The sequence below is a fragment of the Rickettsia endosymbiont of Proechinophthirus fluctus genome, assembly GCF_001602635.1.
Taxonomy (GTDB): Bacteria; Pseudomonadota; Alphaproteobacteria; order Rickettsiales; family Rickettsiaceae; genus Rickettsia; species Rickettsia rickettsii.
In genome coordinates this window covers 75136-97509 of sequence record NZ_LECS01000004.1, presented here as the reverse complement: position 1 = coordinate 97509, position 22374 = coordinate 75136, and the positions used below count along the sequence as shown (strand labels likewise).

The window sequence follows — 22374 nt, the reverse complement described above, 5'->3', positions numbered from 1 at the left end:
TTCATTAAATTCATATAAAAAAAAGCTTCATGAATATGCTCTGTTCCTTTGTTCTTAACCAAAACTACTGTAATACCATAGTCTTTTGCAGCATTGACAGTTATTTCGGTGTTATTAATTATTTCTCTTATATATTCTTTTTAGTACAATTTTGTATTTCTTCAAAATTATTAGAAGGTAAAGCTGATTTTATATAAATTTTGCTGCATCTTCCTTTCCTAGTAACCTTGCTAATGCATATTTTACAGATTTTATGACCGGATAATATAATATTCTTAAAAAGGCGTGCTATTTGCTCTTCATTTTCCAACCTAAATTTTCATTATCTAGGAATTTCTCCATCAGCTCTATAGAAAATTTTTGCTCAAGCCTCACTTTTTCTTGCTCTCGTTCTTCATAGGAGCTAAAAAAGCGATGTTGTATATTACGTGCTATTAAACCTCCTAACCTCTCTCCGATATAATTATGCGAATGTCCAACTTAAAGTATTGTCACAATCAAATATAAATAAAACTGTATTATCGTTCATTAATTTCACTTATTTTAAAGTTTAAAAATTCTTAGTAATTTTTATTCTACAGTTAAATCAATTTCTTTTTCAAGAACTTATATTCCAATTTTTGGTATTTTAGTGTATAATACGAAAAACTATTGTAAACTTGTGAGAATTTTTAAAGATGACATCTATTCGTAATATAGCAATTATTGCCCACGTTGATCATGGAAAAACTACGCTTGTTGATAACATGCTTAAACAAAGCGGAACATTTAGAGCTAACCAAGCAGTTGCTGAGCGTGCTATGGACTCTAACGATCTTGAGCGTGAGCGTGGAATCACGATACTTGCCAAATGCACTGCTCTTATGTGGAACGATATCCGTATCAATATAGTTGATACGCCAGGACACGCCGATTTTGGCGGTGAAGTAGAACGCATCCTTAGCATGGTTGACGGTGTAGTACTACTTGTCGATGCATCGGAAGGACCAATGCCGCAAACAAAATTCGTGCTTTCTAAAGCGTTAAATCTCGGCTTAAAACCTATTGTCGTTATTAATAAAATCGATAGAGATGACCAAAGAATTAAAGAAGTTATCGATGAAGTATTTGAGCTATTTGTGGTACTTGAAGCAAACAACGATCAGCTTGACTTCCCTATAGTTTATGCATCAGGTAGAGCAGGTAGAGCATCTTTAACCTTTGATGATAAAATTAATCCTTTAGACAATTTAGCAGATGATTTAGCACCGCTTTTTGACCTTATAGTACAGCATGTACCAAAACCCTTAGCCGATGACAAAGCACCGTTTTCTATGCTTGTTACTACTAGAGAATATAACTCTTTCTTCGGTAGGGTTTTAACAGGTCGTGTACAAAGCGGCACTGTTAAAATTAACCAAAACGTAAAAGTATTAAATCATGAGAATAAAGTACTTGAAACCGGACGTATCACTAAAATATTAGCCTTTAGAGGCTTAGAGCGAATCGCTATAAATGATGCTACAGCCGGCGATATTATTGCCGTAGCAGGCGTTGAAAACGCCAACGTTGCCGATACTATCTGCTCCCCTGAGGTAACCGAGGCCGTACCGTCTCTACCTATTGATCCGCCGACTTTATCCATGACTTTTAGCGTTAATGACTCACCGCTTGCAGGAAGCGAAGGGACAAAAGTTACGTCGAGCTTAATTGGAGCTAGGTTAATGCGTGAGCTTGAAAGTAACGTTGCCTTAAAAGTTACTGAAGCTGCGGAGAAAAATGCTTTCCAAGTTGCAGGGCGTGGTGAGTTACAACTTGGGATCTTAATTGAAACTATGCGTCGTGAAGGATTTGAGCTATCTATTAGCAGACCCGAAGTATTATTCCAAACTGATGAGAAAGGTAATAAGCAAGAACCGATGGAAGAAATCCAAGTTGACGTTGATGATGATTATGTTGGAGTAGTCGTAAAATCTTTAGCACTGAGAAAAGCTGAAATGACTGATATGAGGCCGTCAGGCGGCGGTAAAAGCCGTGTTACGTTTATCGGACCGTCTAGAGGGTTAATCGGCTATCACAGCCAGTTTTTAACTGAAACACGAGGCACAGGGATTATGAATCGTATTTTCCATGGATATGCTGATTATAAAGGAAATATCGAGGGAAGACGTAACGGTGTGCTTATCTCTAACGGTGACGGGGTAGCAGTCGCATATGCTCTATGGAATCTAGAAGAAAGGGGGAAAATGTTTATAAACCCTAGTGACAAAGTATATAGAGGCATGATTATCGGCGAACATAATCGTGATAATGATTTAGAGGTAAACCCACTAAAAGCGAAACAACTGAGCAACGTTAGAGCAACAGGTAAAGACGAAGCCATAAGGCTAACTCCGCCAATGCTTTTAACGTTAGAGCAGGCAATCAGCTATATACAAGATGACGAGCGAGTTGAAGTCACACCGAAATCTATTCGTTTACGTAAAGCTCTACTTGACCCTAACGACCGTAAAAGAGCTGCAAAGTAGATATGCCTAAAAAAGTTGACATCGTCATTGCGAGGGAAAACTGTAAGTTTTGACAAAGCAATCTCTAGAATCTTGCTTTATGAGATTGCCACGCTCCTTTCAGTTGCTCGCAATGACGAAAAAACTAAACTAATACATTAAATACTATAATAACAAACCTTTTTAACGGCTTCTATTACATCACTCTCACTCGGCAGAGCTAGTGTTTCTAAATTAACAGCATAAGGAAGGGGAAGATCTTTGCCGCTTACAATCTCTATCGGAGCATCTAAATAATCAAATGCTTCTTTCATAACAATAGAAGCTATACTTGCACCAACACCTGCAAAAAACCACCCTTCTTCCACTACAACTAAACGATTAGTTTTTTTCACTGATTCTATTATTGTCTCAGTATCAAGCGGTTTAATAGTGCGAAGATCAATCACCTCACAATCAATATTATCATTCTGCACAACATTTGCAGCATCTAAGGCAAGTTTTACTTGAATCGAGAAAGTGACTATAGTGACACTACTACCCTCTCTTAAAATTTTTGCCTGACCAAAGAGTATAGGCTCGATTGTTTTCGGCACGTCAAAACTATGACCGTATAAAATTTCATTTTCTAAAAAAACAACGGGATTATCGTCCCTAATAGCTGTAAGCATAAGTCCTTTATGATCTGCTGCACTATAAGGAGCTACTACTTTTAATCCCGGAATGTGGGAATAGCAAGCTGTATAATTTTGACTATGTTGTGCAGCTACTCTACTTGCTGCTCCGTTTGGTCCTCTAAATACTATCGGACATTTGACCTGCCCGCCTGACATGTAATGCGTTTTTGCTGCTGAATTAACTATGTGATCGAATGCTTGCATAGCAAAGTTAAAGGTCATAAACTCTACGATCGGGCGAAGTCCTGCAAAAGCTGCTCCGACTGCAAGCCCTGCAAAACCATATTCCGTTATCGGTGTATCAATTACCCTCTTAGGACCAAATCGCTCTAGTAATCCTTGAGTTACCTTGTAAGCTCCTTGATATTCTGCAACTTCCTCGCCTATGACAAAAACCTTGTCGTCTCTTATCATCTCTTCTTGCATGGCATCACGCAATGCTTCACGTACCGTTATTTGCATTTTTCTTTTTTATTTGATCAAATTAAACGTTATTGCAAGGAGGCTTGCCTGCGTGAACGTCATTGCGAGCAGCCGTAGGCTGCGTGACAACCTCATGAAATAATAACAAATTCCTGAGATTGCTTTGTCAAAACTTACAGTTTTTCCTTGCAATGACGCCTTAACAGTACACCTGTGTATACAACTCCCCTTCATCAGGTAGCGGTGAATTTTCTGAGAATTCTACTGCTTCTTTCACAATTTCTTTTACCGACTGTTCCATTGCTTTTAAATCCACTTCGGTTACATATTTATTGTCGAGTATCGTTTTTCTTATTATTACCAACGGGTCACGCTCTTTATATTGCTCAACTTCTTCTTTACTACGATATTTTGCCGGGTCGGACATCGAATGCCCACGATAACGATAAGTTTTTACCTCTAATATCAGAGGAAAGCTATTTTCTCTAACATACTCGGCTGCTTGCTTAGAGCCGTCATACATTTCTTCAAAATCCATACCGTCTAGCTGAAATCCTTTAATCCCAAACGATGCCCCTTTCTTATATAAATCACGCATAAAGGTAGAACGTGCTACAGACGTCCCCATCGAATATTCGTTATTTTCAATAATATAAACTACCGGCAAACCCCATAAAGCAGCCATATTAAAAGCTTCATATACCTGACCTTGATTAACGGCACCGTCACCTAAAAAAGTAAAACAGATATTATGCGTATCGTTATATTTTTCAGCAAACGCAAGCCCTGTACCTATCGGTACTTGAGCCCCTACTATACCGTGTCCACCGTAAAATTTGTTGGGTACATTAAATAAATGCATCGAGCCACCCTTACCTTTCGAGCAACCTGTAGCACGCCCCATAAGCTCGGCAAGAACATACTTAGGCTCAGTTCCTGCTAAAATAATATGAGCATGGTCACGATAGCTAGTAATAGTGCTATCACCTTTTTGTTTAACCATATCTACTGCAGAAATTACTGCTTCTTGCCCTATATATAAATGACAAAAACCACCGATTTCTCCCATTCCGTATAAGTGACCGCATTTTTCTTCAAAACGACGCAGTAGGAGCATATCTTTAAAGCTTTTTATATATTCTTCCTTTGTCGGCTTATATTTTCCTAACTTAATATCCACGAATTACTCCTTAAGACTATTGTTATCCCGTGGCTTGACCACGGGATGACATCTGTAAATTAAAAGTCACAAAATATGGTACATGATCCGAAGGTGAAAACCAATCACGTGCTTCTGATAGTAAATGCATAGAAAATAATGCACCTTTTAAATTATCGCTAACCCAAATATGATCAAGTCTTCTACCTCTGTTAGATTTTTTCCAATCTATATTTCTATAACTCCACCAAGTATAAAATTTTTCGTCAAGCGATACGAAATGTCTGCTACTATCAATAAAACCTAACACATTTTGTAGCTCTACCAATAACGAGCGTTCAATATCAGTATGGCTGATAACATTTCGCAACTGCTTACTAGACCATACATCATGTTCATGCGGAGCAATGTTCAAGTCCCCAACAATAATCATTTTATCGTTTTTAGTACGGTTAGTCGTTAACCATTCCTGCATTAACCTTATATATTCGAGCTTATGCTTAAATTTTGTATTTACCTCGATATCAGGTATATCACCGCCGGCAGGAACATAAAAATTATGTATTTCTATATCATTAACCATAGCTGCTATATGCCTTTTATCACTATTATATAACTCCAATGAAAAAACATTATTCAAAGGAAATTTTGAAATAATAGCAACACCGTTATATGATTTCTGCCCTGAATATATTACATGTTCATAGCCTATATTTTTAATAACTTCAAGAGGAAATAATGAGTCAGCTACCTTTGTTTCTTGAAGTAAAATAATATCCGGCTGATGTTCATATGCTAATTTTCTTAATAAATCGATCCGTAGACGCAATGAATTAATATTCCAAGTAACTATCTGCATTAGACTTGTTGTATAACCTCCTTCTAAAGGTAATTTGTATATCAATCCGATACTCGCATCCTCACGTACTAAGTGTACGCTGCGGTGCTACGTTCTGTGTTTCTTTCAAATTCCTCTTTATAAAATAGGTTATACAACAAGTCTATTTAATTTTTTATAGCTGCCCCTATTATTGCATCTCTAAAATAAATTATTCCAAGTTGATTTAAAGGATTTTTTATGTCAATTTTATCTTTTTCTTCTTCAGAAATTTTTATCATAGTATTACTGAGTATAGCAAAATAAAGATTATCAGGCAAAACATATCCTGCTGCACTTTGTATTCCAAGGGCTTTTCCCGTATAATGAATCATTAAACGCTTAGAATCAAGATCAGTAAGAAAAATACCGTAACCCATATAAGACTTACGCCCTTCTATATCTTGTGCTAAAAAATATTCAGTAGTCATAAGTTTATACGACTTCTTAGAAAGAATTTTCTCCTCATTTAATGCCCTATACCATCTAATAAGATCAACCAGTGTTGATATTATACCACCGTCAGCACAAGGAACTGCTAAAAAATCAGCAGTTACAGGAGTAAATATAGGTTTATTACTAATTAGGCGTTAAAAAATATCTTACCGGATAATTAGAACTAATAATGTTTTTTTTTGGATTCTAACGGCTTCACTATATGAAGCAAAACTAGTAGATTTCATATTAAGCGGTTTAAAAAATCCATCATAAAAAAAGTTAGCTAAATCTTTTTTAGCCACCTTTTCTATAATCATACCGAGTATAACAAAATTAGTATTACTATATTTAAATTTTTTCCCTATAGATATTTCTCAAGGCTTAGAAGAAACAAATTATAATATTTTCTTGTGGATCTCTTTCTTAGGCATATTTAAATCAAGTTTAACAAAACTAAAATATTCAGCAATACCGCTACTATGCGTTAATAAATTATGGATAGATATTTTATATGCCCAATCCAGCACTTTTCCACCCCACATTTCCGGATCAAGATATTTATAAATTTTATCGTTAATATTTAATAATGCCTGTTCTTGTAATTTTAAGATTCCAGCTGTTGTAAAAGGCTTTGTAGCAGCAACAATAGGCATCATTTCATTTGCTTTTAATTGCTCACCATTTAAAGCAAAAATTCCTTTAGCACCGGTTAATAAAGGTTTATAATCATCGGCAAACATAAAAACGGCATTTAAAAATCTATTACTGACATATTCTTTTTCTGCTTCATTGATTCTTTGCTGTATATCTGCAAAACAATCAATACAATTAGTAATAAAAAAAAGCAACAATAAAAAATATCTACGTATCATAACTGCAACACTCCACAAACTTATCAATAGACGTCTTACATAACGCAGCTAATAAAAAGAAATTTGAAGGAGACACAGAACGCAGAACCACAGCGTACACTTGACATGAGGATTCGAGTACCGGATCAACGTACAAATTACCTTTAGAAGCAATTTATGTAAGACGTCTAGTAAAATAAAACGGTAATTTTGCTTCTAACTTAATCTCTTGACCAAAAATTTTTTCAGATAAACATATATTATTAGCATGCAAGAACATATATTTACTATACGGCATTATTTCTTTATTACCATATTTATCATCTCCAAGTATCGGACAACCTAATAATTTAGCATGCAACCTTAATTGATGCATTCTACCTGTAACCGGCGTAAATTCAATTAAAAATAAGTTATTATCAAGTGATTTAAGTACTTTATAATAAGTAATGGCAAGTTTACCATTTTCACTATCAATATCAGTAATTTTAGGTGTACTTCCTTTACTCTTATCTATATTACTGCTAACTTCGCCTACATTTTTAATTGGCTTCCCATAGGTTACGGCAAAATATGTTTTTACAACCAATTTTTCTTTAAAAGCATCATGAAGTTTTACACTACTTAAATAATTTTTGGCTATTAAGAGCAAACCGCTTGTTTTTTTATCTAATCTATGTACTAGCTTAAAATCAGTACCTTTATAATTCAAATATTTTAATGCAGAGTCAATAGATAAATTGATTTTAGTGCCGCCTTGAGTAGCAAGACCTGCGGGTTTATTTATAGCTATTAAATTATCATCTGCATATATCAAATAATCGGTAGTAATTTTCTTCGCTAGCTTAATTTCAGCGTCGGTCAAAACTAATTTTTCAGGTTGCTTAACAGGTAAATTAAACTTATCGTTAATAAAAATTTTATCGCCGCCCTTTACTCTTAAACTCGCTTCTGCTTTCTGAGAATTAACGGTAATTTGTTTTTGACGTAATGCTTTCTCTATTACTCCTTGAGTCAATAAGGGATATAGACGTTTTAAATATTTATCTAATCTAGAAGAAATAGGAGTATTGACATCGATGATCATATTTTTAATAAATTAGGCACTTTTTATTAAAAAATAGCACCAAATTATTATAGATAACAGGATTATAGCAAAAAACTGATGTATAGAGGCAATTATTATAGGTACAGAGTATAAAAGAGTAATGATGCCGGTAGATACCTGCATAAATAATGCACTCATTAGAAAATACGCTATCTTATTTAATTTCGGATGCTCTATTTTTAACAAGCAAATTATCAAAACTACAACAACCAAAAATACGCTATAGCCGACTAAACGATGTATGAATTGTATAAAAACCGGATCATACCAATTTTTAAGATCAAAGAAATGATCTTTTATCTCCATCGGGATAAATCTATCATCCATTAGCGGAAAACTATTATATATCAGCCCTGCATCAAGCCCTGCAACTAAAGCACCTAAAAAAATTTGCACATATACTACAGTAATAGCAATACCGGAAAATATTAATGGTAATTTAAAATCTATTTGTGACGGGATTAACAAAATATCACAACGATTTTTTATTAGTTGATAAAAAAGTATGTGATAAATAATTACGGCGATAATTAAATGAAAAGCAAGTCGAAAATGACTAACATACGGGCTATTCAACAAGCCGCTTTTAACCATATACCACCCTATAAAGCCTTGTATGCAAAATAACAACAAAGCAATTATATAAGGTAGCATGTCACGATTTTTTATAACATCTTTAAAATAAAAATATATTAAAGGTACAATATATATTAAAGCTGTAATTCTACCGAGTAATCGATGTATAAACTCTAACAGATAAATAAACTTAAACTGTGATAAAGTAATTCCGTAATTAACGGAGTTATATTCAGGAAAAGCTTTATATTTAGCAAATTCCGATTGCCAGCTTTCAAAACTAAAAGGCGGCAAAATACCGGTTACCGGACGCCACTCAACTATAGATAAACCAGAACCGGTAAGCCTTGTTATCCCCCCTATAACAATCATCGCTATGACCATTATACAACTTATACACAACCATTTTGTAATTAAACTTTTCTGCACTTTTATTTTAAGTTTATGTTGTTTATCGCGTCATTACAGCATTGCTATATCATCCCCGCGTAGGCCTTGTGGCGTGGATAGGTTTATCATTTATCATCCCGCGACTTGTGATCGCGGGATCCAGCTAAAAATACTAATATTATTAGTATTTTTTATTATGTTTATGGACCCCGTGGGCTTGGACCACGGGGTGGCATTAAGGATTACTGGATTCCTGCTTTCGCAGGAATGACATTATTATACAATCAAGACTCTGCATTCTTTTCCGTATCTTCGACGGTATTAGAAGGACATTGCTTATTTGATGTTTTATTACGATATCTACGTTTTGTCTTTTTTGGAACAGCTTGTGCTTCTTCTAAGCCGGCATTACTTTCTACAACTTTCACCTCTTCCACAACGCTTACGGTTTGCTCCACCGATTCTTCTGCCTCTAAACTCTTATCTTTTACTTCATTAGCAACATTATTACTATTATTAGCTGTTTTCCATTTATGCTTATTTTTGCGTAACTGTTCTTTTTTCAGCTCTTCTTCAGTATAATCGGCATTATGATTCTGAATTACCGGCTTAACAGAATTAAAATTATTGTTATTTTTCTTGAACAGCTTCACTTTTTCAATCGAATAACTATCTGATGTAGCATTAGGATCGGAATAAAAATTAAGCTTTATATTATATTTTTCTTCAATAAATTTTATCTCAGCACGTTTATTATTAAGTAGATAAATAACTGAAACGATATTGGTAAAAACATTTATTACATCAATTCTTTCTTCAAAAATTTCATTCTCTATAGTACGTAAAATTAACATAGCATTAGCGTCACTTGCTCTAATGACTCCTTTACCGTTACAATGAGCACAAATTGCCGAATTAGTTTCTAAGAAAGAAGAACGTAATCTCTGCCTTGAGAATTCAAGTAGTCCAAACTGACTAATATTACCGGTTTGTATACGAGCACGATCACGACTTAAAAACTCTTTAAAGGATCGTTCAATAATTTTACGATTCTTAGCTTCGCTCATGTCTATAAAATCAACAACTATCAAACCTGATAGATCTCTAAGCTTTACTTGCTTTGCTACTTCTTTGGCTGCTTCTAAATTAGTTTTTAGTGCCGTTTCTTCAATATTTTGTTCAGAAGTTGATTTACCGGAATTTACATCAATTGCAATAAGAGCTTCCGTAGGATTAATAACGATATATCCTCCTGAAGGTAACGTCACTACAGGCTGATATAATTTAACTAATTGCTCTTCTACTTGAAACTTAGTAAATATAGGAGTTGTACTTTTATGCTCTTTCAGTTTTACAAGCTCTGAAGGTAATAAATCCTGCATAAATTTTGAAGCGTCTTCATAACCCTCTTGTCCTTGAATTACCACCTCTTTAACATTGTGATCGCACATATCACGTATGGTTTTACGTATTATACCATCTTCCTCATGAATAAAACACGGAGCCGGAAATTTAATAGTACTTTTACGAATTTTATTCCATAACCTTGCTAAATAATTATAGTCTTTCTTTAAATCTAAGGTGCTACTTCCTCTACCTGCGGTTCTAACAATGACGCTATAAGCATTTTTGTCACCGCTTACTATTTTATTTAAAATATCTTTCAGTCTTTTTCTTTCTTCCCCGTTTGATATTTTACGCGATATACCGTTTTGTGAACCTTTATTAGGCATTAAAACACAATATTTACCAGCCAAGGATATATAAGTAGTAAAAGCAGCGCACTTACTTCCTCGTTCTTCCTTAGTAACCTGCACTAATAATATTTGGTTTTTTCTTATTACTTCTTGAACTTTATATTGTTTATATTGCGGAATATTTGACTCAGGGGTACCGCTTTGAATCATTTCAATATCATCAGCTGCTTCTAAATTAAGTTCTGACTGGAATTTACTCTCTACTAAATCTTCTATGGTTTTTAGGTCAATTTCTTCACTATCAACCAAAGCATCATATATAGCAGCTGATTTCTCTTTATCATCCTCAACCGTAATATTTGAAAGAGCTATTTCAGGAAAAGCATTAACCGGAAAATTTCTCTCCGAGGTAGGCAAATTGTAATAGTTAGGATGGATTTCACTAAACGGTAAAAAACCGCTTTTATCCATTCCGTACTCTATAAAAACAGCTTGTAGCGACGGTTCTATTCTTGTAACTTTTGCTAAATAAATGTTACCTTTATTTTGTTGTCTTACGGTTGTTTGAAATTCAATATCTTCTATATTGTTGCTTTGTCCTAATAAAACTACTCTTGTTTCGCTTGGGAAATTAGCATCAATTATAATCTTTTTATTCATTTATCTTGCTCACTAACTTGAAGAACAAATAATTAATATAATGCTTGTATCTTAAGAAAAATCATTGTTTATCTTGTATTAATTTATTTAAATAGATAATTTATCTATGAGTAAAGAGCAAAAATGAAATTCTAGATAAACTTCAAATAACACCTCTTTAAAATACTAAAAAATATATTATTATTTTTCTTACATTAAAATATTTTCATATTATTTAATTCATTAATTTTTTTAAAATTCAACAATAATTATATACAAATTACAAATAAGACTACCATACTTGATTAAAAGCTGATAATATAATAACTATCCATATATACTTAAATAATGGAATTATGAATCTCTTTAATTTTTAAGATAATAATCTTAATCATTATAATTATGAGTTATATACCATGTATTTATGTTTAGCAAACACTTAATTTATGACTTTAAAAAACGATTACAAAACTATTTTTTTCTCACTTTTGGGAATATTTATTTTTTCCTGTATCAATGCTATAAATTTTTATAATTTTAAAATCTTTTTACTGCTAAATAAAAATCTAGGCGGAGAACAAATAAATCATATCAATCAAACTAAATTTATAGGTTCGATAATCGCAGGCTTTGCCTTAACACAGTTAATTAACAAGTTAAGTAATCAAAAAATTATTTTAATTAGCTTATCTTTATTAATTATTTGTACAATAAACCTAATTTTATTAAATAATTATACTCTAATTAAAATTAATTTTATTGTAATTAATTTTGGAACATTTTCATATTTCACTTCTATAACATTAGACATTATTGAGAGTAGCAAAGAAAAGAAATATTTTTTTTAGCTTGTATGATGTTGTTATGGGCGGGTGGAAACTTAATGGTAGATTTATTAAATCCATTTATAACACCGACAAATAATACTATAGTAATTTGTGCATTGTTATATTGTATCAATATACTAACCGAATTTCTGCATTATAATCCTACATCTCATAAATTAAATTTAAATTCCAAATTTTCATCCTTAATAAAAAATGTCGAATTACAATTATTGACAGGCTTCGTAGTTGCTTATGTCACCTTGGATATATTATGGTATTATGAAGCTTTTGCATTAAAGAAAGAATTAGCATTAATTAATTTAAGACTTATACTAAAATATATTTTTCTAGCAATATGTTTTTCTATAATTCCTATATGCTATATATTAAGCAAAGTAAATAAATATTTGGCTAATTTATCACTAACTATAATTTTGCTCGTATGCTTTATTTTACTATCGTTTCATGGAACTAATAAAAACCTTAGTATATTATATATAATACTAATCGGTAGTTGTTTAGGATCCATTTATATTTGCAATATTTTAATACTAATTGATAAATTTAGGGATTACGAACTTAGAACAGCTTTATTTTCGTATTTTTCAATGTGCAGCATCGGTACATATGCCGGATCTTTATCATCTCATGTACCTTACGGCACTATTAACGGCAGTGATTTCTTATTTTCTGTTTTTGCCGTAGTCAGTAGTTTTGTAGCTTATCATTTTTGGTATTTTATTAAGTATACATTATATAGATTTTAATAAGACTTCTTGCATAACTTGCTAATAAAGGTAATTTGTACGTCGATCCGGTACTCGAATCCTCACGTTACTTGCGGTGTACGCTGCGGTTCTGCGTTCCGTGTTTCCTTCAAATTTCTCCTTATTAGCAAGTTATGCAAGAAGTCTTATACTAAACATAGACGAAGATCAACTTCAAAAAGAGCAAGGAATCCACAAGGTGAGGAGCGGCGCGTATACTTAATACATGAATATCGCAACTCTTGTAGGATGACACAGCCAATTTTGAAGTTCATCGAGTATATGTGTAATATTCTGTAACATAATATAACTTGTATAATTTGGCATTAAATATTAATATTTAAATATATTTTTACAATGCCTAAAATGCAGCAAAGTACATTATTAAAACTGGTTAGTTGTTACGGAATCGGGGTCCACTCAGGAAAACGTACCCAGTTAACTATAGAACCTGCTAAAGAAAATACCGGAATTATATTCATTAGAACCGATATATCTTCTGAAAATAATTATATTGAAGCTAGCTATTTCAATGTTTCCGATACCTTGTTATCTACCACTATCAGTAATGATCATAAAGTTCAAATTTCAACAATTGAACATTTAATGGCAGCACTTTGGGGATGCAGCATTGATAATGCAATTATTAAAATTGACGGTCCTGAAGTACCAATTATGGACGGCAGTAGTAAACCTTTTGTGTTTATGATTGAGTGTGCAGGAAAAAAATTACAAAATGCTCCTAAAAAATATCTTAAAATTTTAAAAGATATAAAAGTAGTTCATAAAGATTGTGAATTATATTGTACTCCTTCTGATCACATGACTGTAGATTTAACCATTGATTTTAGTAGTAAAGCTATAGGCAGACAAAATCTAAGTTTTAGGGATCAAGAATCTTTTACTAAAAATATTGCGGATGCTAGAACTTTTGGCTTTATAAGAGATGTTGATTATTTGAAAAGCAAAGGGCTTGCCCAAGGTGCCTCATTTGAGAATGCTATAGGAATAGATGAGCAGGATAAAATCTTAAACCCAAACGGCTTACGTTATGAAGATGAATTTGTTCGCCATAAACTATTAGATTTATTCGGTGATTTATATACCAACGGCACTAGCATTGTAAGTGCAATTAAAGGCTACAAAACCAGCCATGCTCTTAATAATGAATTATTGCATAGAATATTTAGCGATACTACCTCTTACAAATTTGTAACTAGCAGTGAGTTATAATAATCATTTCATATTGTTAAATTTCGCTTTCTTTTTTGCATCCTTTTTAAATTTTCACTTTTTGTCCTTTTTATTGCAGCATTATTAACTTTATCTTGATCCATAGCTTTAGTTAAAGGATTATATCCTTCGGCTTTACTAGGATTTTCATAAAATGGATTCATTACATTTTTAATATCTTTAACATAGCTCTCTTTGCTATTATCCATTGTTATTTTATTTTCTCTAAAAAATTCTTCTAAACCGTTTCTTTTTATTTCAGAATTAAAACTGCCTATTATTTCTCGAAATTTTTGTATTTTTTGGTCTTTATTCATACTCCAATAATTCTTATCCATTATTAATTTTTTTAAAGCTAATGTTTGCAATACTTGATTCTTAGTATAATTCTCTAATTGTTCTAAATTTTTATATATAGGAGTATCTTGTTTTTTATATTCTTCATTTATATTTAATTTAAATATTGCTTTTATTTCTATTTTTTCCTTTTCAGTAAGACCGTCGATAATTAATGATGCGGTCGTAACTACACCGTAACCCGTAGCTTTTAATATATCAAGCACATTACCGCTCGCACCTTTAATAATAGAAGCGGCCAAATTTGCGGCTCCACCTAAATTATTGCCAAATATTCGTCCTGTACTTTTCAATTTATTTACATTTAACTCATACTTATCTTGAGTAGCATCCTTACCTGCCGTTTGCGGCGTATATAATTCATTTTTCAAAATATCTTTTAAGCTCGGTTCTAATGATAATATATAATCTTGCTGATTTTTAGCATTTCTGTTATGTACTAATAAATTATTCTCTTTATGAAGTTTACACAAATCATGCACTTTCAAAGTCTCAGTTACAGCTTGAATGCCTACGCTAATTCCTGAAACAACAGCTACAGCTATAATTATCGGTGATATAGGAGTAAAAAGTCCCGAAACTGTAATTGCTATAGAAGCTATGGAAACTGCATAACTTAAACTATTGCTAAATAATATTTTACCAATTTTACTTTGTCTAAAACTAGTCCAATAAGATTTTAACTTATTAAATATTTTTCTAACCCTTGATTTTTTTGACATTTATTTTTCTCTCCAAAGAACAAATATTTTTATAAACTTTTCTTTTATTTATTTAATTAACTTCTCTTACAACTTAAATTATAGTATAAATTCTAATAAAAAAACAAAATCAATGTCTGGAAAAGAATTAAATAAAATTGTTGCAGCCATCTTATTTGCTAGTTTAATTGCTATGATGGTTGGATTTGTTGCAAATATATTATATAAGCCCACTCTAGAGTTACAACATCGCGGCTACAGCGTTGCGGTTCAAGAATCATCAGAAAATCAAAATACTACCGCACTAGAACAAGCACCGGTAAATATACCGGAATTAATGAAGACTGCCAACGCTGATAACGGTCGTAAAATAGCCAAGAAATGTTTAATGTGTCATTCTCTTGATAAAGACGGTCCAAATAAACTAGGACCGCATCTTTGGGATGTAGCAGGCAGACCAAAAGCAAGCATAGCAGACTATAAATATTCCCCTACTCTATCAAAACTTGGCGGCGTATGGGATGATGATAGTTTATTTGCTTTCTTACATAAACCAAGTAGCTATGCACCAGGAACTAAAATGTCCTTTGCCGGTATCTCAAAACCACAAGACATAACTGATGTAATATTATTTTTAAAAACTTATGTTCATGATAAATAATTATCTCACCGAAATATGGTTAATAATAGGTATAATTTGCATAGTTGTTGAATTCTTTACAGTTCCAAGTATTGGATTCTTATTCTTTGGGTTTGGAGCGTTATCAAACACTCTTGTGGTATATAACTACCCTCTAGTTAGCTTAACAAATCAAATAACATTTTTTGGTATATTATCACTTATTTGGTTTTGCATATTATATTATGCTCTTAAAAAATATGTTTATAATAAAACTGATAAAACAAAAAATTACTCGGATATGATAGGCAAAACGGTAGAGGTTTATAGTGCTACAGTTTCTTCTAATACTATAGGACAAGTAAGATGGTCCGGTGCTATTATGAATGCTTACCTTGTTCCAAATGAAATCGATGCAAAAACAGGCAACCGACTTTTTATTATCGAAGTTAAAGGGAATGTACTAATTTGTTCTAGAGAAAAACCTAATAATAATTCTTAGCAAAATATTTCTAAATGACATGGCCTGCGTAAATACAAGTCCTCATTGCACGTAGGTATTGTTGCGTGGATCATTTTATGTCATTCCCACGAAAGCGGGAATGACACTAAATGCATTTTCCAGTCCAACACGGACAGCCTCTCTAAATATTCTCTTTAAACCAATCAAAAGCTTTTTTAAAGAAGCTACTATTTGCATCAAGTCTAATATGAGCAAATTCTTTTTGCTGTTTTAGAGCATGAATTTTTAGCATTCCTATAGTTGCTGAATACATAGCCGGATTATAGTCTTCTATAAAACCAGCAATAATCTCCGGTTTACCGATTCTACTCTGTTTTTCAAAAATTTTATTTGAAAGCTCTTTAAGTCCTCTAAGCTGAGACCCACCGCCGGTAATTACAACTCTAAAAACTTCAACCTGCCCTTTTGTTGCTTTATCATATTCGGCTTTTACCATTGATAATATTTCTTCGGCTCTTGCTCTTATTACCTCAGCCAATTTATAAATTGTTACGGAAGTATTTAAAGTATGATGAGTATCAACCTGAAAATCCTCCATATTTATAATACTATCTTTCTCAAATAAAGGTATCATTGCATTACCGTATAAAATTTTTAATTTCTCTGCCGTAACAAGATCAATACCAAAGACTTTAGCAATATCCGAGCTAATATGAAAACTACCTATATTTACATGCCCCGTATATATTAATTTACCGGCAAAAAAAATGCCGAAAGAGGTAGTTTTATCCCCCATGTCGATGATAAGCGAACCTAGATTTTTTTCATCATTCGTAAGACAGCTAATAGCAGAAGCATAAATTGCTAGAGTAATATTTGTGACTTCAACATGACATTTAGCGAAGCATTGTACAATATTTGATAACATATTTGAACTAGCAGCAATAATATGTAATTCACAACTAAGTTCTCTACCGTACATACCTATAGGATTCTCGACTGAATTATTATCAAGGGTAAATTCAAGAGGAAAATAATGAATAATTTCTTGGTTTTTAACTTTAAATTCAAGTAATGCTTTTTGTAGTAACTTTTTAATATCCTGCTGCGTTACGGTTTGCCCGTTAACTTTAATGGTATAATTAATATAATAAGATTTAGTATCGGCACCTGATAACGATAATATAACTTTTTTTATATTTTTACCGCAATCTTTTTCAAGTGCGTAAATTGCTGAAACAATGCTAGTTTCAGCATTTTTTAAATCTGATATAACTCCTGATTTAATACCTTTAGAATGATGCAAATTTTGGCTAGCTACTTTAATTACACCTTTTTTACTAATATAGGCAGCAATTACGGCAATCTTACTACTACCTAAATCAAGTGTAACAAAATTTGATATTTTCTCTTTCATTTTTTTATGCTTGTTATTCCAAAAACGTTATTACGCGAAGAATTACAAAGTAATGAGACGAAGCAAGCTCAGAATGCTTGACAAGAGTACCACGTCGAAACTACGTTGCTCTTCGCAATGATGATTCTCAGTACTTCTCTATATAATACTTATTCTTATCCCTTAAATCCAAAACCTTATAATTTTGGTTAAATAGCTTATTAGCTTTATTTAGTGCATCGACATATTTTAATGCTTCTTCAAACTCTTTTTCAGGTAACTTAATACTTATATTACCTTTAAGATTTAAATCCCACCTTCTATCTCCGAGTCTTACAGCAGCTGAAGTTTTATTCATTAATGCCGGATATTTCTGCAGCTCTAATACTAATGTACCTGCATAGATATTCGCTCCTTCCCCTACAACATGTAATAAATGAGGAAAAGGTTGAATATTTTTACTAATTTCGTAACCTTCTTCATCGACTAAGAAAAGCTGATTATTAATTTGCCAAATAGCAATAGGTTCTCTTTCAAATAATTTTATATATACCGTATTTGGTAATCTTCTACTGACATATACTTCCTTGATCCATTTATTTTTCTTTAAATTATTTCTAATTTCGTCTAATTTAAGAGCAAAAATAGGACTGTCCTTATTCGCATTTAAAACCTTTAATATTGTAGGCTCATCGACATTTTGCTGTCCTTCAATGATAACATTTTCAAGTTTAAACCCAAGTTTTGTTGTTGTTTGGTATATATTTGTTGTGAAGTAGGTTTTTATGCCGGCAAAATATTTTGTACAAACAAATAGACATACAAAGATAATTAAAGCAATCTTAAGCCCTAATATTGCTTTTTTGTAAATTAGTCCTAATTTTCGGCGTAATGAGATATTATTAGTTTTTTTTGTTTGTTTTTTTTTATTGGAGCTTGTTTTTTTTCTCATGATTCAAAGCTTGCCGTCTTTATAATTTCTTCAATTAAGTTAGTAAAATTTATCCCTGCATAAGCTGCAATTTCCGGCACTATTGATAAAGACATCATACCTGGGTGAGTATTTATCTCCAAAGCATATAACTTGTTTGTCTGCTCTTCTAAAATAAACTCTGCTCTAGCAGGACCTTTACAATTCATTGTTTTATAAATTTTTTCTGATTCTATAAGTAATTGCTCATATAAATTAGCAGGTAGCGGAGCAGGACAAAGATGATCAGCAAATCCTTCGGTATATTTAGTTTCATAATCATAGAAACGATTCTTTAGTAATTTAATCTCTAAAGCTCCAAGAGCTTTGCCGTTTAATACCGCTACTTGCAATTCTCGCCCTTTTATATATTGTTCTATTATTACCTGATCACCGTAAGGAAAATCATAATCGGCAAAGTTAAAATCGTCTTCTGCAAATATCACCTCAACACCAATACTTGAACCTTGCGTAAGAGGCTTAATAACGTACGGTCGTTTCATAGGATCATTTTTTATATTATCGCTTTTATTTACAACAATGCTTTCTGCCATATTAATATTATTCGTTAAAAACCAGATCCTAGAATGTATTTTATCGAATGCTAAAGCTGAAGATAACACGCCGCTATGAGTATAAGGAATCCGCATTATATTAAGTAATCCTGGTAAACAACCGTCTTCACCATATGTACCGTGCAGGCAATTAAAAACGATATCAGGTTTTATTTCTTGTAATCTAACTGCAATATCCGCTCCCATATCAATAAAGGTCACTCTATATCCCAATTCAATTAAAGCTTTACTAACTCCTTCGCTTGACACTAACGATACTTCACGCTCAGCAGACATACCGCCTGCCATTAATGCTATATGCTTTTTACCGGTACTACTTAATATTTTGACTATAGAATGTTCTACCAAATGTGTTTGATATTTATGCACGTTTTTTCCTTTCTTATTAAATCGATTGTAATGCCTAACTAAAAGCGGCCTTGTTGCATAGCTTGCAAAACCTACTCGATGTCATTCCCGCCTTCGCGGGAATGACATAAAACTAGCTGCAACAACGCCATTTTTAATTAGGGATGACGTCCGATTCTCTTAATCTCCCACTCTAACTTAACCCCGCTATCTTCACATACTTTCTGCTGAACGAAATCACCTAAATCTTCTAAATCTTTAGCAGTAGCATCACCATTATTTATCATAAAATTACAATGAAGTTCTGACATCGAAGCACCACCTATTCTATAGCCTCTAAGCCCCGCTTTGTCAATAAGTTCCCAAGCTTTACGCCCTTCAGGATTTGCAAAAGTACTACCGCCCGTACGCTCTTTAATAGGCTGTGTAGATGATCTTGCGTTATTTATTTCATTCATCCGTAATAATATATTTTCACTATCGCCTTTATTTATTTTAAAAACAACTTTGAGAATAATTAAATTCTTTGGTAAATTATTACTGCGATATTTAAAACCGATTTCCTCATTTGTGAATGTTAAAAAGTTTCCTGCAAAGTCAATCGCTTCAATCTGCACTACAATATCTTTAAATTCAGAGCCGTAAGCACCGGCATTCATAGCAACACCGCCGCCGATAGTCCCTGGAATACCTACTAAAAACTCAAAACCGGAAATAGCATTTGCTTGACAAAATTTTGCTAAATTATAATTAAGGCAGCTGCTACCTACTATTAAATGATTATCTATAAACTCAATATTGCTAAAATTCTGACCAAGTTTTATAACGACCCCTTCTATGCCGTCATCTCTTATAATAATATTTGAGCCTGCTCCAAAAGTCTTTATAGGTAATTTTTGCTTATTTTGTATTAAGAAACTTTTTAAATCTTCGCTATCTAAAGGTTTAAAGAAAATTTCAGCATTACCGCCTACTTTAAACCATGTTAAGTGTTTTAAATTATAATCTTTTTTATACTCGCCTTTTACTATCGGTAAAATTAACATATTTAGTCCTGCTATTCGCTTTACTGTTATCTTCACTCTTTTGTCCCCTAGTTCGCTTGACCCTATGTTATACGAACAGATGTCATTCCCGCAAAAGCGGGAATCCAGAAAAAAACGATAAAAACAAAGAAAATTATATACTAAATTTTTATATAATTTATTTAAAAAACTGGATTCCCGCTTTCGCGGAAATGACATAAGAGCTATGCAACAATACCAGTCAAACCACGGGATGACAATCTCCCATCTAATTCATTAGCAAAACTTGAAATATTACCTGCTCCCATCATAATGATCATATCACCAGAAGCTGCATTATCTATAATAACTCCAACCGCATCATCTAGCTCTGCTAGAAAATTTGCTTTATCGTGATGTTTACGCTTAGTAATCTTATCAACTAAACTTCGTCCTGTAATTCCTTCTATAGGGTTTTCACCTGCAGCATATATATCGGTAATATAGAGTATATCGGCATCAGCAAAGCAAAGCATAAAATCATCAAACAAATACTGCATTCTTGAATATCTGTGAGGCTGAAAAATAGCAATAACTTTACCGTTTTGTTTATTTGCTATATTTTTAGCCGTCGCAAGCGTTGCTTTGATTTCCTCAGGGTGATGAGCGTAATCATCAATAATTGAAGCGTTATTATATTCAGCTACTTTAGTAAATCTCCTCTTCACTCCTTTAAAATTATTAAAACCGTTTTTAATAGCTTTAATACCGAAATCTAATTCTATCCCAACGGCAATTGCAGCAAGACTATTTAAAATATTATGTCTTCCGGGCGTTGGAATAGTAATTTTTTCAATAATTGTTGTACCTAGTACATTTGGTAGACTAATTTTTACGTCAAAAGTAGAGGAGGCAATATCAGTGTTAATATTAAACGCTATAATATGAGCATCTTCCGAATCGATGCCATAAGTAACAATCTTCCTTTCAGTAATCTCGTCTACTAACTTACGCACTATTTTATGATCGATACAACAAACGGCAAAACCGTAAAACGGCAAATTAGTAATAAAGCTTCTAAAAGCACCAATTAATGTTTCAAAATCTCTATAATAATCTAAATGTTCAGGATCAATGTTAGTTATTATCGCAATAGTTGATGGAATATGAATAAACGTTGCATCCGATTCATCGGCCTCCGCAATTAAATAATTACTTGAACCAAGATATGCATTAGTCAATTTATTATTGATGATCCCACCGTTAATAACCGTAGGACATAAACCAGCTGCCTCAAATAAACAAGCAACTAAAGAAGTAGTAGTGGTTTTACCGTGCGATCCCGAAACTGCTACTGAACATTTTAATCTCATAAGTTCAGCAAGCATGTCTGCACGTCTAATAATTGGAATTTTACGCTCCAAAGCTTCTTTTATTTCAGGATTCTTTGGATTAATTGCCGATGAAATAACAACATACGAGACATTGGTAATGTTCTGCTCGGCGTGTCCTAAAAATATTTTAATGCCGTATGACTCAAGCCTTTTAGTATTATAATTTTCTACTAAATCGGAACCTTGTACTTTATAACCTAGATTATATAATATCTCGGCAATACCGCTCATGCCAACACCGCCGATACCTATAAAATGTATAGTTTCTAAGGTTTGATTAGTTTTTTTTAATTCAAGTAACAGCATTTAAGTTTAATCATTTAAAATTGAGTTCTGCATATAGGTTTTAAGTAACATTGTCAAGTACTAACTGTGTCATAGCGCGACTTGATCGCGGTA

17 protein-coding genes and 6 pseudogenes are annotated in these 22374 nt (G+C 32.7%); 6 read left to right on the top strand and 17 right to left on the bottom strand.

What is annotated here, in order from left to right; genetic code table 11:
- Window positions 1-127: 127 nt before the first annotated feature.
- Window positions 128-310 (bottom strand): hypothetical protein, encoded by a 183-nt coding sequence (locus BG75_RS09520; protein ID WP_252903755.1) that lies wholly within the window; start codon window positions 308-310, stop codon window positions 128-130.
- Window positions 289-529: pseudogene (locus BG75_RS07070) on the bottom strand (hypothetical protein). The gene BG75_RS09520 and the pseudogene BG75_RS07070 overlap by 22 nt, the downstream one beginning before the upstream one ends.
- 148 nt (window positions 530-677) lie before the next feature.
- Here BG75_RS07070 and typA point away from each other — a divergent pair.
- On the top strand, window positions 678-2507 hold the full coding sequence (gene typA / locus BG75_RS02320) for a translational GTPase TypA (protein ID WP_062811305.1): 1830 nt from the start codon (window positions 678-680) through the stop codon (window positions 2505-2507).
- 137 nt (window positions 2508-2644) lie between these two features.
- Here the strand turns inward: typA and BG75_RS02315 are convergent, their stop codons facing one another.
- From BG75_RS02315 to BG75_RS02300, 5 genes and pseudogenes are all read right to left on the bottom strand, one after another.
- Entirely contained in the window at window positions 2645-3625 is a 981-nt protein-coding gene (locus tag BG75_RS02315; RefSeq protein ID WP_062811304.1) for a pyruvate dehydrogenase complex E1 component subunit beta, read from the bottom strand.
- 160 nt (window positions 3626-3785) lie between these two features.
- Window positions 3786-4766 (bottom strand): pyruvate dehydrogenase (acetyl-transferring) E1 component subunit alpha, encoded by a 981-nt coding sequence (gene pdhA, locus BG75_RS02310; protein ID WP_062811303.1) that lies wholly within the window; start codon window positions 4764-4766, stop codon window positions 3786-3788.
- Between the two features lie 22 nt (window positions 4767-4788).
- The gene (xth, locus tag BG75_RS02305; RefSeq protein WP_062811860.1) at window positions 4789-5604 is read right to left on the bottom strand and encodes an exodeoxyribonuclease III; all 816 of its coding nucleotides are present in this window, start codon (window positions 5602-5604) and stop codon (window positions 4789-4791) included.
- A 12-nt stretch (window positions 5605-5616) separates the two neighbouring features.
- Window positions 5617-5750: pseudogene (locus BG75_RS10785) on the bottom strand (palindromic element RPE1 domain-containing protein); the annotation flags it as partial.
- Window positions 5751-6932 (bottom strand): annotated as a pseudogene (locus tag BG75_RS02300) (serine hydrolase domain-containing protein).
- Between the two features lie 44 nt (window positions 6933-6976).
- Here BG75_RS02300 and BG75_RS07065 point away from each other — a divergent pair.
- Window positions 6977-7105, top strand: a pseudogene (locus tag BG75_RS07065) (palindromic element RPE1 domain-containing protein); the annotation flags it as partial.
- On the opposite strand, the gene BG75_RS02295 reads toward BG75_RS07065, so the two are convergent.
- From BG75_RS02295 to BG75_RS02285, 3 genes are all read right to left on the bottom strand, one after another.
- On the bottom strand, window positions 7087-7998 hold the full coding sequence (locus tag BG75_RS02295; protein WP_062811302.1) for an RluA family pseudouridine synthase: 912 nt from the start codon (window positions 7996-7998) through the stop codon (window positions 7087-7089). The pseudogene BG75_RS07065 and the gene BG75_RS02295 overlap by 19 nt on opposite strands.
- Before the next feature lie 12 nt (window positions 7999-8010).
- A complete protein-coding gene (locus BG75_RS02290) occupies window positions 8011-9024 on the bottom strand; it encodes a COX15/CtaA family protein (RefSeq protein WP_062811301.1) in 1014 nt (337 codons plus the stop codon).
- Window positions 9025-9269: 245 nt separating this feature from the next.
- Entirely contained in the window at window positions 9270-11342 is a 2073-nt protein-coding gene (locus BG75_RS02285) for an Rne/Rng family ribonuclease (RefSeq protein WP_062811300.1), read from the bottom strand.
- Between the two features lie 425 nt (window positions 11343-11767).
- On the opposite strand from BG75_RS02285, the pseudogene BG75_RS02280 reads away from it, so the two are divergent.
- Window positions 11768-12915, top strand: a pseudogene (locus BG75_RS02280) (MFS transporter).
- On the opposite strand, the pseudogene BG75_RS10330 reads toward BG75_RS02280, so the two are convergent.
- Window positions 12905-13055 (bottom strand): annotated as a pseudogene (locus BG75_RS10330) (palindromic element RPE1 domain-containing protein); the annotation flags it as partial. The pseudogenes BG75_RS02280 and BG75_RS10330 sit on opposite strands and share 11 nt — an antisense overlap.
- Before the next feature lie 226 nt (window positions 13056-13281).
- Here BG75_RS10330 and lpxC point away from each other — a divergent pair.
- Window positions 13282-14148 (top strand): UDP-3-O-acyl-N-acetylglucosamine deacetylase, encoded by an 867-nt coding sequence (gene lpxC, locus BG75_RS02275; RefSeq protein WP_062811859.1) that lies wholly within the window; start codon window positions 13282-13284, stop codon window positions 14146-14148.
- An 8-nt stretch (window positions 14149-14156) separates the two neighbouring features.
- Here lpxC and BG75_RS02270 read toward each other — a convergent pair whose 3' ends face one another.
- A complete protein-coding gene (locus tag BG75_RS02270; protein WP_062811299.1) occupies window positions 14157-15227 on the bottom strand; it encodes a hypothetical protein in 1071 nt (356 codons plus the stop codon).
- 112 nt (window positions 15228-15339) lie between these two features.
- Here BG75_RS02270 and BG75_RS02265 point away from each other — a divergent pair, with 112 nt between their 5' ends.
- Both BG75_RS02265 and BG75_RS02260 read left to right on the top strand, forming a co-directional pair.
- Window positions 15340-15867, top strand: coding sequence for a c-type cytochrome (locus tag BG75_RS02265; RefSeq protein WP_062811298.1), 528 nt, complete (start codon window positions 15340-15342; stop codon window positions 15865-15867).
- A complete protein-coding gene (locus BG75_RS02260; RefSeq protein ID WP_062811297.1) occupies window positions 15851-16327 on the top strand; it encodes an NfeD family protein in 477 nt (158 codons plus the stop codon). The genes BG75_RS02265 and BG75_RS02260 overlap by 17 nt, the downstream gene beginning before the upstream one ends.
- A 142-nt stretch (window positions 16328-16469) precedes the next feature.
- On the opposite strand, the gene ftsA is transcribed toward BG75_RS02260, so the two are convergent.
- The 5 genes from ftsA to murC form a co-directional block, all read right to left on the bottom strand.
- Window positions 16470-17705 carry a cell division protein FtsA gene (gene ftsA / locus BG75_RS02255; RefSeq protein WP_062811296.1) on the bottom strand — a complete coding sequence of 412 codons (1236 nt, stop codon included), beginning with the start codon at window positions 17703-17705 and terminating at the stop codon, window positions 16470-16472.
- A gap of 127 nt (window positions 17706-17832) precedes the next feature.
- Window positions 17833-18636, bottom strand: coding sequence for a cell division protein FtsQ/DivIB (locus BG75_RS02250; RefSeq protein WP_062811295.1), 804 nt, complete (start codon window positions 18634-18636; stop codon window positions 17833-17835).
- Window positions 18633-19598 (bottom strand): D-alanine--D-alanine ligase, encoded by a 966-nt coding sequence (locus tag BG75_RS02245; protein ID WP_062811294.1) that lies wholly within the window; start codon window positions 19596-19598, stop codon window positions 18633-18635. The genes BG75_RS02250 and BG75_RS02245 overlap by 4 nt, the downstream gene beginning before the upstream one ends.
- A gap of 137 nt (window positions 19599-19735) precedes the next feature.
- Window positions 19736-20623 (bottom strand): UDP-N-acetylmuramate dehydrogenase, encoded by an 888-nt coding sequence (gene murB / locus BG75_RS02240; RefSeq protein WP_062811293.1) that lies wholly within the window; start codon window positions 20621-20623, stop codon window positions 19736-19738.
- 203 nt (window positions 20624-20826) lie between these two features.
- Complete coding sequence (gene murC / locus BG75_RS02235) at window positions 20827-22281, bottom strand: UDP-N-acetylmuramate--L-alanine ligase (RefSeq protein ID WP_062811292.1); 1455 nt, start codon at window positions 22279-22281, stop codon at window positions 20827-20829.
- Window positions 22282-22374 lie beyond the last annotated feature (93 nt).

Excerpts from the sequence above, each read along its gene's own strand:
- typA (WP_062811305.1), top strand. The coding sequence starts at position 678 with ATGACATCTATTCGTAATATAGCAATTATTGCCCACGTTGATCATGGA.
- BG75_RS02315 (WP_062811304.1), bottom strand. The coding sequence starts at position 3,625 with ATGCAAATAACGGTACGTGAAGCATTGCGTGATGCCATGCAAGAAGAG.
- xth (WP_062811860.1), bottom strand. The coding sequence starts at position 5,604 with ATGCAGATAGTTACTTGGAATATTAATTCATTGCGTCTACGGATCGAT.
- BG75_RS02295 (WP_062811302.1), bottom strand. The coding sequence starts at position 7,998 with ATGATCATCGATGTCAATACTCCTATTTCTTCTAGATTAGATAAATAT.
- BG75_RS02285 (WP_062811300.1), bottom strand. The coding sequence starts at position 11,342 with ATGAATAAAAAGATTATAATTGATGCTAATTTCCCAAGCGAAACAAGA.
- lpxC (WP_062811859.1), top strand. The coding sequence starts at position 13,282 with ATGCAGCAAAGTACATTATTAAAACTGGTTAGTTGTTACGGAATCGGG.
- BG75_RS02270 (WP_062811299.1), bottom strand. The coding sequence starts at position 15,227 with ATGTCAAAAAAATCAAGGGTTAGAAAAATATTTAATAAGTTAAAATCT.
- BG75_RS02265 (WP_062811298.1), top strand. The coding sequence starts at position 15,340 with ATGTCTGGAAAAGAATTAAATAAAATTGTTGCAGCCATCTTATTTGCT.
- BG75_RS02260 (WP_062811297.1), top strand. The coding sequence starts at position 15,851 with ATGTTCATGATAAATAATTATCTCACCGAAATATGGTTAATAATAGGT.
- ftsA (WP_062811296.1), bottom strand. The coding sequence starts at position 17,705 with ATGAAAGAGAAAATATCAAATTTTGTTACACTTGATTTAGGTAGTAGT.
- BG75_RS02250 (WP_062811295.1), bottom strand. The coding sequence starts at position 18,636 with ATGAGAAAAAAAACAAGCTCCAATAAAAAAAAACAAACAAAAAAAACT.
- murB (WP_062811293.1), bottom strand. The coding sequence starts at position 20,623 with ATGTTAATTTTACCGATAGTAAAAGGCGAGTATAAAAAAGATTATAAT.
- murC (WP_062811292.1), bottom strand. The coding sequence starts at position 22,281 with ATGCTGTTACTTGAATTAAAAAAAACTAATCAAACCTTAGAAACTATA.